The organism is Anabaena azotica SJ-1, from assembly GCF_047275885.1.
GTDB lineage: Bacteria > Cyanobacteriota > Cyanobacteriia > Cyanobacteriales > Nostocaceae > Trichormus_B > Trichormus_B azotica_A.
Window position 1 is genome coordinate 2,078,412 of sequence record NZ_CP178454.1, and the last position, 16,462, is coordinate 2,094,873.

A 16,462-nucleotide genomic window follows, 5' to 3' on the forward strand; every position below is an offset into this window, starting at 1 on the left:
AAAATCCTATTGATGCCTTGTCTTGATCATGACAAACGCATCAAATTTAGGCAGCTTAATTACAAATTTAGTTATGAACAAGCTATTCATATTTCGATTTATTAGATTTAAAAGTATTACCCATCGGTTGATATTTAGTTGTGTTGTGGCCGCAATAGGAATTTATGGAGTTTCCTATTGGCAAGCCCGCAAACTGTTGCAAAACAGTGTAAATGATTGGTTGATTGATTTAGCTCAGTCCCGAATTGACACTGTGGCCAATGAGATAGAAGGGAAACTGCAAGCCATTGAAAGAAGTATTCTGCTGTCGATTTATGGTATTGAAAAATCAGCACAAAATTCCAATGCTGTTAATCAAAATGAACTGTTACCACTACTAACAAACCTAGTCGAAAAACAGCCTCAAATTCAGGCGATCGCACTCATTAATGCCAGCAATATTTCTGAGACTGGATGGTACTATGACCGACAGGGAAAATATAGCAACCTTAATCCAGAAGCAAGCAAAATTTGGCTAACTCGCTGCCAAATCAAAGGCAATACCTCCGCTACCTCACCGTTTTGGACACAACCCTATCCCCTCAATCATCCATCAGCTATTACTTATTGCTTTCCTTTCTCTGCTAATAGTAATCCAGAAACTATTAATTGGCTAGTGATGGCAGTGAATTTAGATTGGGTATCTCCTAATATGGCAGAAAAATTAACCCAGTCCCATCAATCGCGTGGTCTAGAATTGGGTAATTATTTTGTATTTTCACCATCAAATGCACAATGGATTGTCAAACCAGAAAATCCCCAACTACTTCATCTATGGTTATCTGGGCAAAATCATAGTTTAAATAACCAAGAACCAAGTCCGGGTTTAATTAATACTAAAAACAATCCCCAAGGCATTTTGGTGACGACAAAGGTGAACTCTACAAATTGGATTGTCGGCATCACATTTCCATCTGCCAAGTTAGAGCAGTTCCAGCAGCAATACCTGTGGTTGGTAATTGTTTCTATGTCAAAAGATATGTTGTTGATATGTGTAGTAATTGCCTTTATTTCTCAACTTACTACCCGCCCTCTGCGTCAACTCAACACTAGCACCCAAGAAATGGCTCAGGGCAACCTTGATACCATCCTACCCGCAGTTACTTCCGATGATGAGGTAGGACGGTTAACCCAATCTTTTCGGCAAATGCGCGATTCTCTGCAACTGTATATCAGCAATTTGCAAGAGACAACAGCGGCTAAACAAAAACTAGAAAGTGAACTTTCCATAGCTGCCCAAATTCAGCGCACGATGGTACCCCGGACTACTGTGGATAGCAGTCCCAATTCGCCATATCAGATATCTGCTCTCTTGAAACCTGCGCGGATTGTGGGTGGTGATCTTTATGACTTCTTTCTCCTGGGAAGCGATCGCCTCTGTATAATTATTGGCGATGTCGCCGATAAAGGATTTCCAGCGGCACTACTGATGGCACGCACTGTCACCTTAATTCGCACTCTTACCAAACCCTTCAATACCCCTAGCGAAATCCTGTACACCGTGAATCAGGAACTATGTGCCGAAAACGAAGAATGTTTATTTGTTACCGTGTTTTGCGGTGTAATTGATTTACGTAGTGGCAAATTTATTTACGCCAGTGGTGGTCATGATGCTCCTTTATTGATACACAATCGGCAAGTTAAGTTTTTAGACTTGGAAACTGGCCCACCGCTAGGATTGTATGAAGATTCAGTATTTGAGCAAAGTGAGTGTGTACTTGCTGCCAACGATTTGATCTTACTTTATACTGATGGCATCACAGAAGCGATGAACTCCCAGGGCGAAATATTTTCTGAAACGCGGTTAATCGAGATGATGACCTCTTATCCACCAAGCAACCCAGCACGTGCAGTTCGCACAATTGTACATTTTTGCCAGCAGTTTGTGGGGGATGCACCGCAATCAGATGATATTACCTTGTTAGCTGTGCAGTATTTACCGTCAAGCCCTTTTGCTCAAGTAGTAAATGTTATGGAATGGAATCTGACTCTCAACAGCGAGTTAACCGAGTTAGAGACAGTGAAACACAGCTTAGGTAAGATTTTACAGGCAGCTAGTCTGACTGTGGAATTGATTGAAGATGCCCAGTTGATTGTAGAAGAGGTATTAGTCAATATTATTCAATATGGTTATGAAAATCGCAGCGACGGTTATATTGACTTGCGGATTGAAATTAATAATCAACAGTTAATAATGACCTTTAAAGATAGTGGTAAGCCTTTTAATCCCCTGACGGAGATTGTGCTACCAGATACAAGTATGGATGATGACGAGCGATCGCTCGGAGGATTTGGCTTTTTCTTAGTGCAACAATTGGCACAGCAAGTAGATTATGTTTATCTCAACGGTAATAACATTTTGACAGTTAGGCAAGCGATCGCAAAATGCTCACCGTAGGCGATCGCTCAAGCAGCTTAGAATAACCCAATTTCAGCTAAACTACCAATAAATACTTAATTACAAAATAAAACCTATGGCATTGCAAATCCACGTAGAAAATACTAACTCCTGTACCTTGTGTATAGCCTTGGATGGTCGGTTAGATACTTTAACAGCAAATGATTTGGATCAATCCATTCACAGCAGCTTAACACCGAACACTCAGACTCTGATTTTAAATCTTCAGAACCTAAATTTTATCTCCAGTGCTGGACTAAGAATATTTGCCAAAGCACGCAAAACAATGACATCCAGAAAAGGCAAAGTATATTTCACCCATCCTACCCCGCAAGTACAGAAAGTATTTGATATTGTCAAAGCTGTGCCTCTGGCTGAGGTGTTTGCCAATACGAAAGAATTAGATGATTACTTAACAGCCATGCAAGCTGGAGTAGATGGGGAAAGTAATTAAAAACTCAAAACTCACTCGAATAGTAACCTAACATTTAAGAGCATTTGTTAGGTTGCACTATCGCTTAACAAACCTACAGTTATCCTTAACAAAGCTCAGTAATAGCCTGTGCTAAAATTAATTGTAATCTTCAGATGGAGGAACTATTTATGCTTTCATCACCTTTGATCTTGCATTTTCCCTCATCAATGCCAATGACAGACGAACAATTTTTTGACTTCTGTCAAGAAAACCGTGATTTACGCATAGAGAGGAATCAATTTGGAGATATATCAATCATGTCACCCGCAGGTTCAGAAACAGGAAATCGAGAATTTAATATTGCTGTCCAGCTAGGAGTTTGGTCAGAACAAGATGGTACGGGAATTGGTTTTTCCCCCAGTACAGGTTTTAAACTATCTACAGGTGCAGAACGTTCTCCTGATGCTTCCTGGATAAAATTAGACAGATGGAATAAACTCACACCAGAACAACAGAAAAAGTTTGCACCTATTTGTCCTGATTTTGTCATTGAATTAAGGTCAGCATCTGATAATTTGCAACCTTTAAAAGATAAAATGCAGGAATATATGCAAGAACCTGGTATACAGTTAGGTTTATTAATTGATCGCAAAAATCGTCATGTTTATATTTATCGTCCTGGACAAATAGCAGAATGTTTAGAAAATCCTGATACTGTGAGTTGTGAACCTGTGTTACCGGGGTTTGTTTTGAAGATGGAGAAAATTTGGTAGAGATGATGGTTAGAGAAAATATCCGATCAAGTTAAAATAAATAGCGAGTACGAAATATGAGTAAAACATCAGTCAAAAATTTATACGAACAAGATTTTTATCTTTGGGTTGAGGATACAGTCAGTAAATTAAAAGCAAGAGACAATGAAAATTTAGATTGGGATAATTTGATTGAAGAGGTAGAGTCTTTGGGTAAAAGTCAGCGTAAAACTGTCAGGAGTTTTTTGGTGCGTTTATTAGAACATTTATTAAAGCGGTGTTATGTACCAATGTCCGACTGTTATCGGGGTTGGGAAATTGAAATTAGAAATTTTCGGCAAAGGTTACAAATTGAGTTAGAAGACTCACCAAGTTTGAAGAGTTTTGTTTTAGAGATTCTTGCTAAAAGCTATGAAATGGCTTTAGAAAATGTCAGAGATGGTTATCCTGATATTTATTTTTCTGATGTTTGTCCATTTCCCAGTGATGTAGATGCTTTGTTAAGTAAGAAGTTTTGGGAAGAATAGTGATGGTTTAAATTTGGAAAGTATAAACAAAATTAAAGGCAATAAATATCGTTTGATTGTTAGCATAGATTACGAAGATCAATTAATTTATTTTAAATCAAAAACTGGGAGAATTTTTTAATAAAAACATTAGGACAATATAATATTTATGTGAGTTTAATAAAAAGGATTAATCCAGAATATAAATTATATTTAGCAATTCCTGAAGCTGCTTATCAAGACTTTTTTCTAAAACCAGCTATTCAAGATATTTTAAGTGATCAACAGCAGATTAATTACATTATTTTCGATCCAATTCAGGAGGTAATTATAAAATGGATAAATTAAAACAATACAGAAAATTAGTAGTTAGTATTGTAAAAAAAACACGCTCAATATAAACCTAGTCATGGAAAAATTGAGGCTTTGTGTATTTGTGATCAAGAATCTGATAATTATTTATTAATGGATACGGGTTGGGATAAAACAGGTAGGGTTCATGCAGTCGTGTTTCATCTGCTAATTATTGATAATAAAATCTGCATTGAATGGGATGGTACAGAAGGAGGGATAACTGCGGAATTATTGGAATTAGGAGTAAGTAAAGATGACATTATTTTAGGCTTTATTCGTCCTGAGTATCGTCAGTTTAAAGATTTTTCTGTAGCTTAATTTTGGCTTTTCGCTTTTTCCACTCTTTCAACTTGCTTGGGTGCTTCCATTTCTTGGTAGAGTTGGATAGCTTCATTAAAATTGGTGTTGCTGTTTTCGGGTTCACCCATTTTTTTATATGTTAAACCTAGTTGGTAGTATGCTTCTGCTAAATCACTTTTAGCACCTATTTTATCTAATATTTCTATTGATTCTGAATGATGGGAAAGTGCTGTTTTAAAGTCATTTTGTTCCCGATATAGTTCTGCTAAACCTATTAATGCTAGAGATTTAACTTGAATATAATTACTTTGCTGTGCAAATGATATAGCTTCATGATAAAAATAAGAAGCATTATCTGTATCTTGAAGTTTTTGGTAAGTTGCACCAAGATACACTAAAGAATAACCATGTCCCCAAGTATTATATGTTGTCGTAAAGGGTTGACTTTTTTCTAAAAATTTTCTTGCTTCTACATAATTTCCTAAGTATGAATTAATAAAGGCGATATTTAAATAAGATTCTTTTATTAAGTCAGTATATTTTAAACGAGAAGGAAGATTATATTGACTTTCATTATTATAATTTTTTTTAATCACTATAAGACAACTATTAAAGCTATTCAAAGCTTCTGATAAATCTCCAAATTCTATTTTACATAATCCCTGATTAAATAAAGATACTCCTATCATAATTTGCAGTATTATTTTTTCCCTTTCATCACAAGAATTATCTAATGCTTGATTAGCTATATGGCTCGACATGACGTGAAATTTAATAGCATTATTAATATCACCTTGTAACCACTTGACATTACCAAATATGTTATAAATATGGCAGAGGGTATACGGCAGTTTAACTTGATTTATTATTTGACTAATACAAATATTGATTTTTTGTAACCAACCTAATCTATACAAAGCTTTCCCTAGTTTTTCACCTTTTTCCCATTTATTATCTCTACCAAAAATCAGAATTTTTCCAGCCATTTCAAAATCATTAATTTCTAAATAATGATGATAAGCTTCTAATGCTTTTTTCCCATCCTCTAAAGTTTTAACACTCTTAACACTCTCAGTCCAAAACTCAGCAGCTTTACGATTTATCTCCTCCCATTTTCCACTTGCTTTCAATCTTTCTATCCCATATTCCCGAACAATTGGATGTAACCAGTATTCACCCTTTTCAAACTCCACTAAACACCGATTTTTTAAAGCTTTAATTACATCTCTTCGCTTATCTTGATGAACATCCCAAAGTAAAGCTAACAGCGCATCAATAGAAACTCTAGGTACATCCTGATAACGAAAACAACCCAACCGACAAAGCAATTTATCTGCTTCATTATCTAAAGTTTGTAAACGGTTAAACTGACTTTCAACTAAATTTTTTAATTCCGTTTCTACGCAAGTAGAATTTTCTAGCCAATACGCTGCCATATCCCCATCATAATCTTCTCTCATTACCCCAAACAGGATATCCATTGCTTTAGCATTACCCCCATAAATTTTGTGCATTGCTTCCAGAGATGGAGTATCAATCTTAATTTTGCGAGATGTCAAAAATTCTTCCCATGCTTCTACTGTCAACACAGCTAAAGGATAATGATAAATGCCATTAACACGGTCATCACATAACCTTTCTCTACTGGTAATGAGGGTGACAGACTGCACCTTATCATCACCTAAAACTCGTAATAATTCAACATAAAGACTATGTTTTTCAATAAACCTACCTTGTTTATCTAAAGCAGGTTCTAAGTTATCAATAAATACTCCAATTTTGCGATTTTGCAATTGTTGTTTTAGTCTGGTTAGAGTAGTTTTAAAGTCCCTTCCTGGTTCTTCTTGAAAATATTGTTTTAGCCAAGTTTCAACTTCACTTTCAACTGCGGTGATATTTTCTGTACCTTTCGCCATTTCTAGCGGTAGGACTAAATCAAATCCTTGATTATATAGATATTGCTTGGCTAAAGTAGTTTTTCCTACACCTCCTGCTGCTTGAATGACGATGATTTTCATTCCTTCATTCATGCGATCATTAATATAATTAATTGCTGTGTCACGTCCAACAAAATAATGCGATTCATCATTGCATTTGGGTAGAGTTTCAGAATTAGATATTTTCTTTTGTTCAGTAGGTGAATTTTGTTCTATAATAGTTATAAGATTATTTTTAGTAACTTTGATATTGAGTGAAACAGATAGTTTTTTACATAAATCAGAACCAATATCTCTGATAGCACCTTCACTATACTGGTGTAATTCAGCTATTTGTATATAAGTTTTCTTATCTAACATTCCCCTGAGTACATTCATCTCTGAGTCAATCAGGGGTTTACCAGTCTCGGTAATAATTAACTCACAGGCAAAATTTACCGCGCGGTTAAGACTCATAGTTAATGTAAACTTAAATACTCTTTTGACAAATATAGACTATATATATCAGTTTTTGACTATAAACCGATTAAAACCGACATTTTCCGACAAAATTTGTAATACATCTATGCAAAAATACCCGACTTTTACAGACAGACACGGCTTTGAGGTTTCTGTATAGTCAGGTTGTGGGTTGAAAATACGGTAAAAATACTGCTTTCATTAATCTGGATTATTGAAGCAAAAAAACTAACCCATAAAGGTCAGGTATCGTAAATTATTTCTACAGATTAGGTAAATACCATGAAGACTATTCTTAAAGCAACAGGTGTGATTATAGTTGGACTCGCTCTATCTTTTCTTCCTGGAAAAGGTGTTCAAGCCGGAATAGCAAAAGACAACTGGTATTATGCTTTTGATTCTCTGACTGATAGTATTAGCGGAAATACTGTAGGTGGAACAAAATATGAAATTGGTGGTATGGCTTATGGGGAAAAAAATGGTCAATCTATTTTTGTGATTTCTACTAAACTTCCCTTAGAAGGAACTGCTTCTACCTATGCTGATGATGGTTATATAGCTTTAGGTGATATTCTGATCAACTCTACTACAGATAGTTTTAATGTAGCCAGTGAAAAGGGTAATTTGAGCGCAATACACCTGGTTTTGAACAATGCAGCGGGAGTTAGTTCTTTAGGTTTTTATGAAAATGTTGTTGCTAAATCTGTGACTACCGCTAATGGACTACTTTTAAACAGTGTAGGAGCATATCATAATTATGTTCCGAATCATGGGGGAACACCCTCAATGGGAGATTTAGCATTAAATACTTCTGAGATTGACTCCAGTCAACATATTCTCAATGTGATTGCTTCTGGAGATTTGAAAGGTAATATCAATCTTTTGGATGCTAATGCTTTACAAAATCTTGGTTATGATTCTAGTTATATTGGACGCGAAGGTTATAACACTATAGCAGTAGGTTTTGATTCTTCTTTACTTCGTAATGGTAAATTTACTGCTTTGTTTTCTCCTGAATGTGGTAATGATATCATGGCTCTCATTTATGGAAAACAATCTGTACCAGAATCATCAACTACTTTAGGTTTATTGGTTTTTGGTACTATTGGAAGTCTGGTGATAAAAAAACGTCAAAAATCAGTTTTAGCTAGATAGAAATTGAATTTACCGTGTTTCTAGCTAATTATCACTAATTGGATATGAACCCATAGCGATCGCACTCTAGCCACGACTTCATCAGTGCGATCGCCTTTCTCATTCATCAGATTGAGCGATCGCACTCTAGTCTCTAGCCACGACTTCATCAGTGCGATATTCTTGCTAACTGTTGTTACAAAGTATAGGTGAAATCATTCACCAACATACCAGGAACTAAACTACCACCTAATTGACGGCTTTCATAAGTTCCAACTTCGGGAATAAATTCTTGAAAATTGGTTAAATCAACTAAATTTTCTTGACTCCAAAAGCGATAAAGACTTTCATCAAAACGCAGATTCTCAATAGGTGCAACTATTTCCCCCTTTTCAACCCAAAAGCAAGCATAACGAGTCATACCTGTAATTCTACCAGTTGGGCGATCGCTCCAATTTAAATAATGTAAATTAGAAACATATAACCCTGTATCTAAACTGGGTAAAATCTCATCAAATCTCAAATTACCTGGACTTATTTCTGGAGAACGTAAAGTTTCTGAACTATTCGCACCATTAGCAGATTTATTATATTCTTTAGCCGTGCGAGAATTAACCAGACTACTGACTAAAACACCTTTTTCAATTAAATTTAACTCCGGTGCTGCCATTTCTCCCAAATCATTAAATCTCGGAACTAAACCCAGTTGAAAATTTTCCTTTAAACTAAACTTTTGTGAAAGTTGTTTTTCGTGACGGGACAAAGCAGCTAAAGCACTATTGCCTTGTTGAATATCCGCTTCACCAATAGCACCCCAAGATAGCATACCTAATAATTCGGCAACAGATGCAGGAGCAAAATAAGTTTTATATTGTCCTCTTGCTAATTCTTTAGGTGAGCGAGAAAGCATTGTTAATTGCTGTTTACCTTCATTTATCTTGGCTATATACGCAGATTCATCCCACTCACTACCAGCAAAAGTGCCTTTTACAGCTTGTCCTGATTCCATAAACAAAGAATAATCTAAATTAAAAGAATCAGTTACAAACCAGTGTTTTTGTCCACTAGAATCCCCATACCCTCTAATAACAAATCCACCAGCATAGCTACCAGTAAAATCCAAATCAGCAACAGATTGTAAGATATTATCAACTACAGTTTCTGGTGCTAATAACTTACCTGTATTGATTTCTCGACTGGTATTATTTCCTGTAGGTAAAACTAAATAAGGATCAGCAGGTAATACACTTAACTCATCCCGTAATTCTTGTAAAGCTGTGTATGCTAATTGCCAATCTGTTTCCCATTCTCCAGTAAAAGGAAATTGACGAAAACTGCTGCGCTGATTTTCCATTAAAGTCAATTTAATCCAACCATCAGCAACTAATCCCGTTTGTCGCACCTTAGCATGATTAAAGCGGATAAATTGGCTTATCTCGCTATTAAGTCTGACTGTGAAATGTTCATTTTCTGCTTTTTTTGTGAGCAGCATTTCTAACAGTTGATCAAAGTTTTTTTCTGATTTTAACAATTCTTCAATTCCCATTTTATTTTTTTAAATCGTCTCTGGATCAATATTTAATTCTCTCAATTTCGCTGCTAAACGTTCTGCTCTTTTAGCTTCCTGTTCTGCGGTTTCTTCTGGTGTTGGCACTAATTCCCCTTCAGGAGTAAAATACCTTAACAAACCTTCATAAATTCCTAAATATAAACCTAACTGTTCACTCCATAAATGACCTTTTTCATTTGCTGCTAAAGGTTGATATTTATTATCTACTAAATGAAACCCGACAAATTCTAATGTGTAAGGATCAAACTAAAAATAATCAGGTGTACGGAAAGTATTTTGATAAAGTTCTTTTTTATTACCTCTATCTGTATTAGCTGTGCTTGGTGAAAGAATTTCTATAATCACATTAGGATATCTACCGTCTTCTTCCCACACTACCCAACTTTTACGGGTTTTGCGCTCAGTTCCTAAAACGACAAAAAAATCAGGGCCTCGTAACTTTTCGGTTTTTTTCTGCTTAGGACTATAGTAAATGCTTAGATTTCCCGCAGCATAGAAATCTGTTCTATCTTTCCACAACCATTCTAGGCATTTGAACAATAAAATTATTTGTCGTAGATGCAGTTCAGTTTCCACGGGTGGTTCATCACTATATAAGTCGCTAGGGGGAAATGTTACATCTGGGGAGGTGTCTTCTATTGGTTCTAAATCTTGTGCAATGATCATATTGATATAGCATCAAGTAGTTGTTTGTTAATTTTAGCATTAATTCAAATCTTTCAAATCTCCCAACTCTAAGATTGCTTAACAATCTATTGAGATGATCAAAGTAATAAATTGGGAAATTTAGCTTATTTTTATCAAGAATTTAAGGTAAATTCGATAATCTTTATCCACCACCAAAAACTTCCACATTTGCAAATACACAAACAGGTGAACCATGTCCTACCCAAATAGCTTGGTTTGGTTCTCCCTTTCCACAAAAAGGTGTACCATACATTTGCCAATTGGAGTCATTACCAACTTGAATTAAACTGTGCCAAAATTCTGGAGTTGTCGCTCTATAATTAGGATTACGCAGAGTTTTAGTAAGTTTACCGTTTTCAATTAATTTGGCATATTCACAACCAAACTGAAATTTATACCGTTGATCATCAATTGACCAAGAACGGTTAGATTCCATATAAATACCGTGTTCTATTCCTGCAATTATTTCTGCAAAACTAGCATTTCCAGGTTCTAAATTTAAGTTAGCCATGCGATCAATTGGTGGACGGTTCCAAGAACAAGCACGCGCACAAGCTACCCCTGGTAAACCTGATCTATATTGACTTTCTAAACTTCCTAAACCTCGTTGTAAAATACCATCTTTAATGACATATTCTCTGGTTGCTTTTGCACCAGTGTCATCAAAGCCATAACTGGCAAATTCACCTTCTACTGTTGGATCAAAGGTAATATTCATTAAAGGTGAACCATATTCTAATTTACCAAAATCACTCGGTTTAACAAAACTACCTCCAGCATAGTTACGTTCATCTCCTAAAATTCTATCTATTTCTAAGGGATGTCCGATGCTTTCGTGAATTTGTAGCATCATTTGATCTGGTGCTAAAACTAAATTAGTGCGGATATTTGGGCATTCTTCGGCTGTTAATAATTCTAATGCTTGTTCACCAATTTTTTGCCCTTGATGCCATAAATTCTCTTCTTTTAATAGTTCCCATCCACCTTGATAACAGTGTGCGTGAAGTCCGTTATTTGTACGTTGTTGAACAACTCCAGCATCTTGTGCGATCGCACCAAAATGAGTACCAAGAGATAGGATTTTTTGATATACTTCTGAACCATTACTACTCACAAACCAAGTTTCTTTTTGACTGGTGTTAATGTTGGCAGTAGTTTGGACAATTTTGTCGTTAATTTTCAATTTTTGACAAACACGAATTAATAAGTCGTTGATTTCACCTGGACTAATAGCGTCTAATGGTTCAAAGAATGGTGAATTATATTCTCCAACAACTTTAGGACGGGTATTTTCACCAAAAGGATAAATCCAAAATTCACTAGCTGCTAGTGCTTGTTTATAGGCTATTTCGGCAGCATTTTTTAGGGATGATAAGGTGAGTGAGTTGGTAGCAGCATAACCCAAACAACCGTTAACCATAACTTCTATCATCGCTCCCATTGTCAATGATTTACCATTGCTTTTGGGTAAGCCATCACGAACATAATGGTTTCTAGCTGTTTCTCTTACAGCGCGAATACCAATCCAATCAGCAGGAATATCAAAATGAGAAATTGCTGTTGTTAGTTCTTTCCACATGGTATTAATTAAAAATTGGAAATTAATTTTTTCTCAACCAGAGACGCAGAGGCACAGAGAGAATTTTTAATTGTTCATTTTGTGCCAGAGTGTGCCTTCTTTAGTATCAATTAAGGCAACATCTTTTGCTAACAGTTCATCACGAATCCTATCGGATTCAGCAAAATTCTTAGCTTTTCTTGCTTCCTGTCTTTTTTGAATTAAATCCTCAATTTCTGCATTACTTAAACTATCCTGGGATATAGGTTCTATTTCGGGTTGAGCAGTTAATCCTAACACATCTGCTAAAGTAACAAGGGTTTGCCATTTTTGCCATAATTGGTCTGCGGATGTTGCTGTTTTCCCTTGATGAACAATGATATTTCCTTCTTTCCGCAGTTCTTTAGCTAATTCAAAAATTACCACTAAACCACCGGGAAAGTTAAAATCATCATTGACTGCTGTGGTAAATTTTTCAACTTCAAATTTTTCTAACTGAGATTTATTTAATTCGAGATTTTCCCAGCCTAATTGTTTACCATGTTGAGAGCCAAATAATAAACCTTCTCTCAATGTATGCCAACCATTGGTTGCAGCTAATATGGCTTCATCGGTAAAATCAATAGGTTTGCGATATTGTGCCATCAACACAAACAACCTTAATGCCATTGGGTCAACACCACGATCTAACAAGTCGCGGATAGTGGTAAAATTACCCAAGGATTTGGACATTTTTTCTCCATCTACCTTGACCATGCCATTGTGTAACCAGTACCTTGCTAAAGGTTTACCTGTAACAGCTTCTGATTGGGCAATTTCATTTTCATGGTGAGGGAAAATTAAATCTGCACCACCAGCATGAATATCTATCGTATCACCGAGGCGATCGCGCACCATAGCTGAACATTCAATATGCCATCCAGGACGGCCTTTCCCCCATGGAGATTCCCACGCAGGTTCTCCCGGTTTTGCAGCTTTCCACAGGGCAAAATCAAAGGGGTATTGCTTCTTTTGATATTCCGCATCTTCGATATTTACCCGGTCACTCGCACCAGCTTGTAAATCTTCTAGTTTGCGTCCTGAAAGTTTACCGTATTCATCAAATTTTCGCACTGCATAATAGACATCTCCATCAGCAGGATAGGCAAAACCTTTATGTTCTAAATCATGAATTAATCTTTGAATACCATTCATCGTATGGGTAGCACGGGGATATTCATCAGCTTCTTTAATCCCCAAACGTGACATATCTTCAAAATATGCCTGAATATAACGTTCTGCTACCGTTTCCATTGATGAATTTTCTTGTCTAGCACGGTTAAGAATCTTATCATCAATATCCGTAAAGTTTTGGATATACCGCACATCATAGCCGATAAACTGTAAATATCGACGCACTACATCCCAAACAATACAAGCTCTAGCATGACCCAAATGACAATAGTCGTAAACCGTAACACCGCAATAATACATCTTGACTTTGCCAGGTTCGACGGTGGTAAACGGTTCTTGACGACGAGTAAGCGTATTGTAAATAGATAGGGTCATAATCTAGGAATGGGACAATCTAACGATCAGCAATGATAAACCAATAGTAACTTAAAATCTACAATCCCTTGAATTGCTTGTATTTGAATATTTGGTGTAAGTTGTAGATGATATGTCTAACAGCAAGCAGTGAGGTAAATTATGATTCAAACATTACCCACAAATAAAACAACAACTTTTGCTGAGTTTTTGGAATATAAACCAGAAAATAAAAAATGTGAATTACATAATGGAGTAATTGTTGAGATGAATTAAACTTTGGTTTTTCATGAATTGAACATCCGTAGGTATTCAGGATAGAGAATATAAACCAGCAATACCAATTAGCCAAAATCAGGCTAACATTCAAGATAGACAAAAATCCTACTTTACGACTATGCCATCAGCAGTTACATCTGAATCTCAAACAATGGAAGCCCCCAAACAAGGATTACCAGTAACCATTATCACAGGTTTCCTTGGCAGCGGCAAAACAACCTTACTCAATCATATTCTCACTAATCAGCAAGGTGTAAAAACCGCTGTTTTAGTTAATGAATTTGGTGAAATTGGTATTGACAATGAATTGATTATTTCCACCACGGATAATATGGTGGAACTTAGCAACGGTTGTATTTGCTGCACTATTAATAATGACTTGGTTGATGCTGTTTACAAAGTTTTAGAACGAGAAGAAAAACTAGATTATCTAGTTGTAGAAACTACAGGATTGGCAGATCCTTTACCTGTAGCCATGACATTTCTGGGTTCAGAATTACGCGATTTAACCCGTCTTGATTCCATTGTTACAGTAGTAGATGCGGCAAATTATAGTTTAGATTTATTTAACTCCCAAGCTGCATTTAGTCAAATTACCTATGGAGACGTAATTCTGTTAAATAAAGCAGATTTAGTTGATGAACCCACTTTACAACAATTAGAAGTCAAGATTAACGAAGTTAAGGAAGGTGCAAGAATTATTAGAACTAAAAATTCTCAAGTTCCACTTCCTTTGATTCTCAGTGTTGGTTTGTTTGAATCTGATAAATACTTTGAATCAGAAGCAGACCATCATGAACATCATGATCATCATGACCATCATGACCATTCTAAATGTGAACATGAACATCACGATGATGACCATGCTAATTGTGGTCACGATCATCACGACCATGAACACCACCACCATCATCATTCTAACCACTTGGAAAATGATGGTTTCACATCCATATCTTTCCAAAGTGATAAACCTTTTTCAATTCGCAAATTTCAATATTTCTTAGATAACCAACTCCCCACTAATGTATTCCGTGCTAAAGGAATTATGTGGTTTGATGAAAGTCCCCAACGCCATATTTTTCATCTGTGCGGTAAACGCTTTACCATAGATGATGATGAATGGAAGGGTGAACGGAAAAACCAAATAGTGTTAATTGGTCAAAATTTGCATGAAGAAACTCTACTCAAGCAACTAGAAAATTGTCTTTGTCTCCCTTCGGTTAGTAGAGGTAAAGGATTTGGGAAATAGTCATTAGTCAGTTGTCAGCGGTCTAGATAAATTAGGACTTACGCAAAACAGAACAAAAGTAGCAGTAATTCATGAATTACTGCTATGCAAGAATAAGGTTTTCAGTCACATATTGCTTAAGTTCTACAAATACAGGACTTACGCAACTGGCACATTGGTTAAGGTGCGTCAGACTGCATAAAACTAGTAAATAAACAGATTTTTGATATCTGATGCACCCTACAATAGATTTTTGGTGTGACACGCAGCTTTAGTCCTACCAATAATTAACAACTGACAAATAACAACTATGCGAGTAATTGTTCAACGAGTTAAGTCATCGCAAGTAACTGTAAATGGGGAAATTGTCGGACAAATTAGCCGGGGATTAAATTTACTCGTTGGTATTTCTCATACAGACACTGATGCAGAACTTGATTGGATGGTGCGAAAGTGTCTTGATTTACGCTTATTTCCTGATGATGAAGGTAGTGATAGATGGCAAAAATCTGTACAGGAAATTAACGGTGAGTTATTGGTAATCAGTCAGTTTACACTTTATGGAGATTGTCGTAAAGGTCGTCGTCCTTCTTTTGACCGTTCTGCTACACCCAAATTGGCTGTTAATTTGTATAACCGCTTTGTTGAAAAATTACGAGAAAGCGGTTTAAAAGTCGAAACTGGTGAATTTGGTGCAATGATGCAAGTCACAATTGAAAATGATGGACCCGTGACTTTAACATTAGAACGGGAAGCTGATTGATATAAGTATAAACTAATTTTAACTTTAAGATGCGGCAAATAACTTGCTATTAAGGCTAAACCTAGAAACTGATTCGGCTGCTATAGCTAAAGACCTACTGTAAGATGAGAGAATATTAAACTAAACATCACAAAACTTAAAATTCATTCATCATGGCAAAAATCCAGTTTTCTAGAGGCTTGGACGAAGAAGTAATTCCAGAGGTGCGTTTAACGCGATCGCGCAGTGGTGATCAAGGGACAGCGACATTTATTTTTACCAATCCCCAGATTTTGGGTCAAGGTGGGACTGATGAAATCACTGGGATGTATATGATTGACGAAGAAGGCGAAATTCTTACCCGCGAAGTTAAGGGTAAATTTGTCAATGGTAAACCAGAAGCATTAGAAGCTGTTTATCTGATGAAAACTCCCGAAGAATGGGATCGCTTTATGCGCTTTATGGAACGCTACGCTCAAGAAAACGATTTGGGATTAAGTAAATCCTAAATTAGTCATTGGTCATTGGTCATTGGTCTTTGATCTTTGATCTTTGACTAAGAAAATGTAGTTTTAAT

At 36.1% G+C, this 16,462-nt stretch carries 16 protein-coding genes and 1 pseudogene; 11 read left to right on the plus strand and 6 right to left on the minus strand.

Annotated elements, in window-relative coordinates; translation table 11 throughout:
• Nucleotides 1-73 precede the first annotated feature (73 nt).
• The 7 genes from ACLLO5_RS09090 to ACLLO5_RS09120 all read left to right on the plus strand — a co-directional run bounded on the left by ACLLO5_RS09090 (nt 74) and on the right by ACLLO5_RS09120 (nt 4,782).
• Nucleotides 74-2,437, plus strand: coding sequence for a SpoIIE family protein phosphatase (locus tag ACLLO5_RS09090; RefSeq protein WP_413175134.1), 2,364 nt, complete (start codon nt 74-76; stop codon nt 2,435-2,437).
• A 76-nt stretch (nt 2,438-2,513) separates the two neighbouring features.
• Entirely contained in the window at nt 2,514-2,891 is a 378-nt protein-coding gene (locus tag ACLLO5_RS09095) for an STAS domain-containing protein (protein ID WP_413175135.1), read from the plus strand.
• A 149-nt stretch (nt 2,892-3,040) separates the two neighbouring features.
• The gene (locus ACLLO5_RS09100) at nt 3,041-3,625 is read left to right on the plus strand and encodes a Uma2 family endonuclease (protein ID WP_413175136.1); all 585 of its coding nucleotides are present in this window, start codon (nt 3,041-3,043) and stop codon (nt 3,623-3,625) included.
• Between the two features lie 56 nt (nt 3,626-3,681).
• Nucleotides 3,682-4,131 (plus strand): DUF29 domain-containing protein, encoded by a 450-nt coding sequence (locus ACLLO5_RS09105; protein WP_413175137.1) that lies wholly within the window; start codon nt 3,682-3,684, stop codon nt 4,129-4,131.
• 13 nt (nt 4,132-4,144) lie between these two features.
• Nucleotides 4,145-4,252, plus strand: a complete 108-nt coding sequence (locus ACLLO5_RS09110) for a type II toxin-antitoxin system HigB family toxin (RefSeq protein ID WP_413175138.1) — start codon at nt 4,145-4,147, stop codon at nt 4,250-4,252.
• On the plus strand, nt 4,252-4,458 hold the full coding sequence (locus tag ACLLO5_RS09115; protein WP_413176044.1) for an element excision factor XisH family protein: 207 nt from the start codon (nt 4,252-4,254) through the stop codon (nt 4,456-4,458). The genes ACLLO5_RS09110 and ACLLO5_RS09115 overlap by 1 nt, the downstream gene beginning before the upstream one ends.
• Nucleotides 4,459-4,536: 78 nt before the next feature.
• Complete coding sequence (locus ACLLO5_RS09120) at nt 4,537-4,782, plus strand: element excision factor XisI family protein (protein WP_413175139.1); 246 nt, start codon at nt 4,537-4,539, stop codon at nt 4,780-4,782.
• Here the strand turns inward: ACLLO5_RS09120 and ACLLO5_RS09125 are convergent.
• Nucleotides 4,779-7,157, minus strand: a complete 2,379-nt coding sequence (locus ACLLO5_RS09125; protein WP_413175140.1) for a tetratricopeptide repeat protein — start codon at nt 7,155-7,157, stop codon at nt 4,779-4,781. The two genes, ACLLO5_RS09120 and ACLLO5_RS09125, sit on opposite strands and share 4 nt — an antisense overlap.
• 285 nt (nt 7,158-7,442) lie before the next feature.
• Between ACLLO5_RS09125 and ACLLO5_RS09130 the strand changes: the two genes are divergently transcribed.
• Nucleotides 7,443-8,315: an XDD3 family exosortase-dependent surface protein gene (locus ACLLO5_RS09130; RefSeq protein ID WP_413175141.1), complete on the plus strand. Its 873-nt coding sequence runs from the start codon at nt 7,443-7,445 to the stop codon at nt 8,313-8,315.
• Between the two features lie 20 nt (nt 8,316-8,335).
• On the opposite strand, the gene ACLLO5_RS09135 is transcribed toward ACLLO5_RS09130, so the two are convergent.
• The 5 genes and pseudogenes from ACLLO5_RS09135 to cysS all read right to left on the minus strand — a co-directional run bounded on the left by ACLLO5_RS09135 (nt 8,336) and on the right by cysS (nt 13,657).
• The gene (locus ACLLO5_RS09135; protein ID WP_413175142.1) at nt 8,336-8,464 is read right to left on the minus strand and encodes a hypothetical protein; all 129 of its coding nucleotides are present in this window, start codon (nt 8,462-8,464) and stop codon (nt 8,336-8,338) included.
• A 26-nt stretch (nt 8,465-8,490) separates the two neighbouring features.
• Nucleotides 8,491-9,840, minus strand: coding sequence for a TldD/PmbA family protein (locus ACLLO5_RS09140; protein WP_413175143.1), 1,350 nt, complete (start codon nt 9,838-9,840; stop codon nt 8,491-8,493).
• Between the two features lie 9 nt (nt 9,841-9,849).
• Nucleotides 9,850-10,530, minus strand: a pseudogene (locus tag ACLLO5_RS09145) (Uma2 family endonuclease).
• A 163-nt stretch (nt 10,531-10,693) separates the two neighbouring features.
• Nucleotides 10,694-12,130, minus strand: a complete 1,437-nt coding sequence (locus ACLLO5_RS09150; RefSeq protein ID WP_413175144.1) for a TldD/PmbA family protein — start codon at nt 12,128-12,130, stop codon at nt 10,694-10,696.
• A gap of 66 nt (nt 12,131-12,196) precedes the next feature.
• On the minus strand, nt 12,197-13,657 hold the full coding sequence (gene cysS, locus ACLLO5_RS09155; RefSeq protein WP_413175145.1) for a cysteine--tRNA ligase: 1,461 nt from the start codon (nt 13,655-13,657) through the stop codon (nt 12,197-12,199).
• A 376-nt stretch (nt 13,658-14,033) separates the two neighbouring features.
• Here cysS and ACLLO5_RS09160 point away from each other — a divergent pair, with 376 nt between their 5' ends.
• The 3 genes from ACLLO5_RS09160 to psb28 all read left to right on the plus strand — a co-directional run bounded on the left by ACLLO5_RS09160 (nt 14,034) and on the right by psb28 (nt 16,394).
• A complete protein-coding gene (locus tag ACLLO5_RS09160; protein WP_413175146.1) occupies nt 14,034-15,164 on the plus strand; it encodes a CobW family GTP-binding protein in 1,131 nt (376 codons plus the stop codon).
• A 289-nt stretch (nt 15,165-15,453) separates the two neighbouring features.
• Entirely contained in the window at nt 15,454-15,906 is a 453-nt protein-coding gene (dtd, locus tag ACLLO5_RS09165) for a D-aminoacyl-tRNA deacylase (RefSeq protein WP_413175147.1), read from the plus strand.
• A gap of 152 nt (nt 15,907-16,058) precedes the next feature.
• Entirely contained in the window at nt 16,059-16,394 is a 336-nt protein-coding gene (gene psb28 / locus ACLLO5_RS09170) for a photosystem II reaction center protein Psb28 (RefSeq protein ID WP_413175148.1), read from the plus strand.
• The last annotated feature ends 68 nt before the right edge of the window (nt 16,395-16,462 follow it).

Excerpts from the sequence above, each read along its gene's own strand:
- psb28 (WP_413175148.1), top strand. The coding sequence starts at position 16,059 with ATGGCAAAAATCCAGTTTTCTAGAGGCTTGGACGAAGAAGTAATTCCA.
- dtd (WP_413175147.1), top strand. The coding sequence starts at position 15,454 with ATGCGAGTAATTGTTCAACGAGTTAAGTCATCGCAAGTAACTGTAAAT.
- ACLLO5_RS09160 (WP_413175146.1), top strand. The coding sequence starts at position 14,034 with ATGCCATCAGCAGTTACATCTGAATCTCAAACAATGGAAGCCCCCAAA.
- ACLLO5_RS09135 (WP_413175142.1), bottom strand. The coding sequence starts at position 8,464 with ATGAAGTCGTGGCTAGAGACTAGAGTGCGATCGCTCAATCTGATGAAT.
- ACLLO5_RS09105 (WP_413175137.1), top strand. The coding sequence starts at position 3,682 with ATGAGTAAAACATCAGTCAAAAATTTATACGAACAAGATTTTTATCTT.
- ACLLO5_RS09100 (WP_413175136.1), top strand. The coding sequence starts at position 3,041 with ATGCTTTCATCACCTTTGATCTTGCATTTTCCCTCATCAATGCCAATG.
- ACLLO5_RS09090 (WP_413175134.1), top strand. The coding sequence starts at position 74 with ATGAACAAGCTATTCATATTTCGATTTATTAGATTTAAAAGTATTACC.
- ACLLO5_RS09140 (WP_413175143.1), bottom strand. The coding sequence starts at position 9,840 with ATGGGAATTGAAGAATTGTTAAAATCAGAAAAAAACTTTGATCAACTG.
- ACLLO5_RS09130 (WP_413175141.1), top strand. The coding sequence starts at position 7,443 with ATGAAGACTATTCTTAAAGCAACAGGTGTGATTATAGTTGGACTCGCT.
- ACLLO5_RS09095 (WP_413175135.1), top strand. The coding sequence starts at position 2,514 with ATGGCATTGCAAATCCACGTAGAAAATACTAACTCCTGTACCTTGTGT.
- ACLLO5_RS09125 (WP_413175140.1), bottom strand. The coding sequence starts at position 7,157 with ATGAGTCTTAACCGCGCGGTAAATTTTGCCTGTGAGTTAATTATTACC.
- ACLLO5_RS09150 (WP_413175144.1), bottom strand. The coding sequence starts at position 12,130 with ATGTGGAAAGAACTAACAACAGCAATTTCTCATTTTGATATTCCTGCT.
- cysS (WP_413175145.1), bottom strand. The coding sequence starts at position 13,657 with ATGACCCTATCTATTTACAATACGCTTACTCGTCGTCAAGAACCGTTT.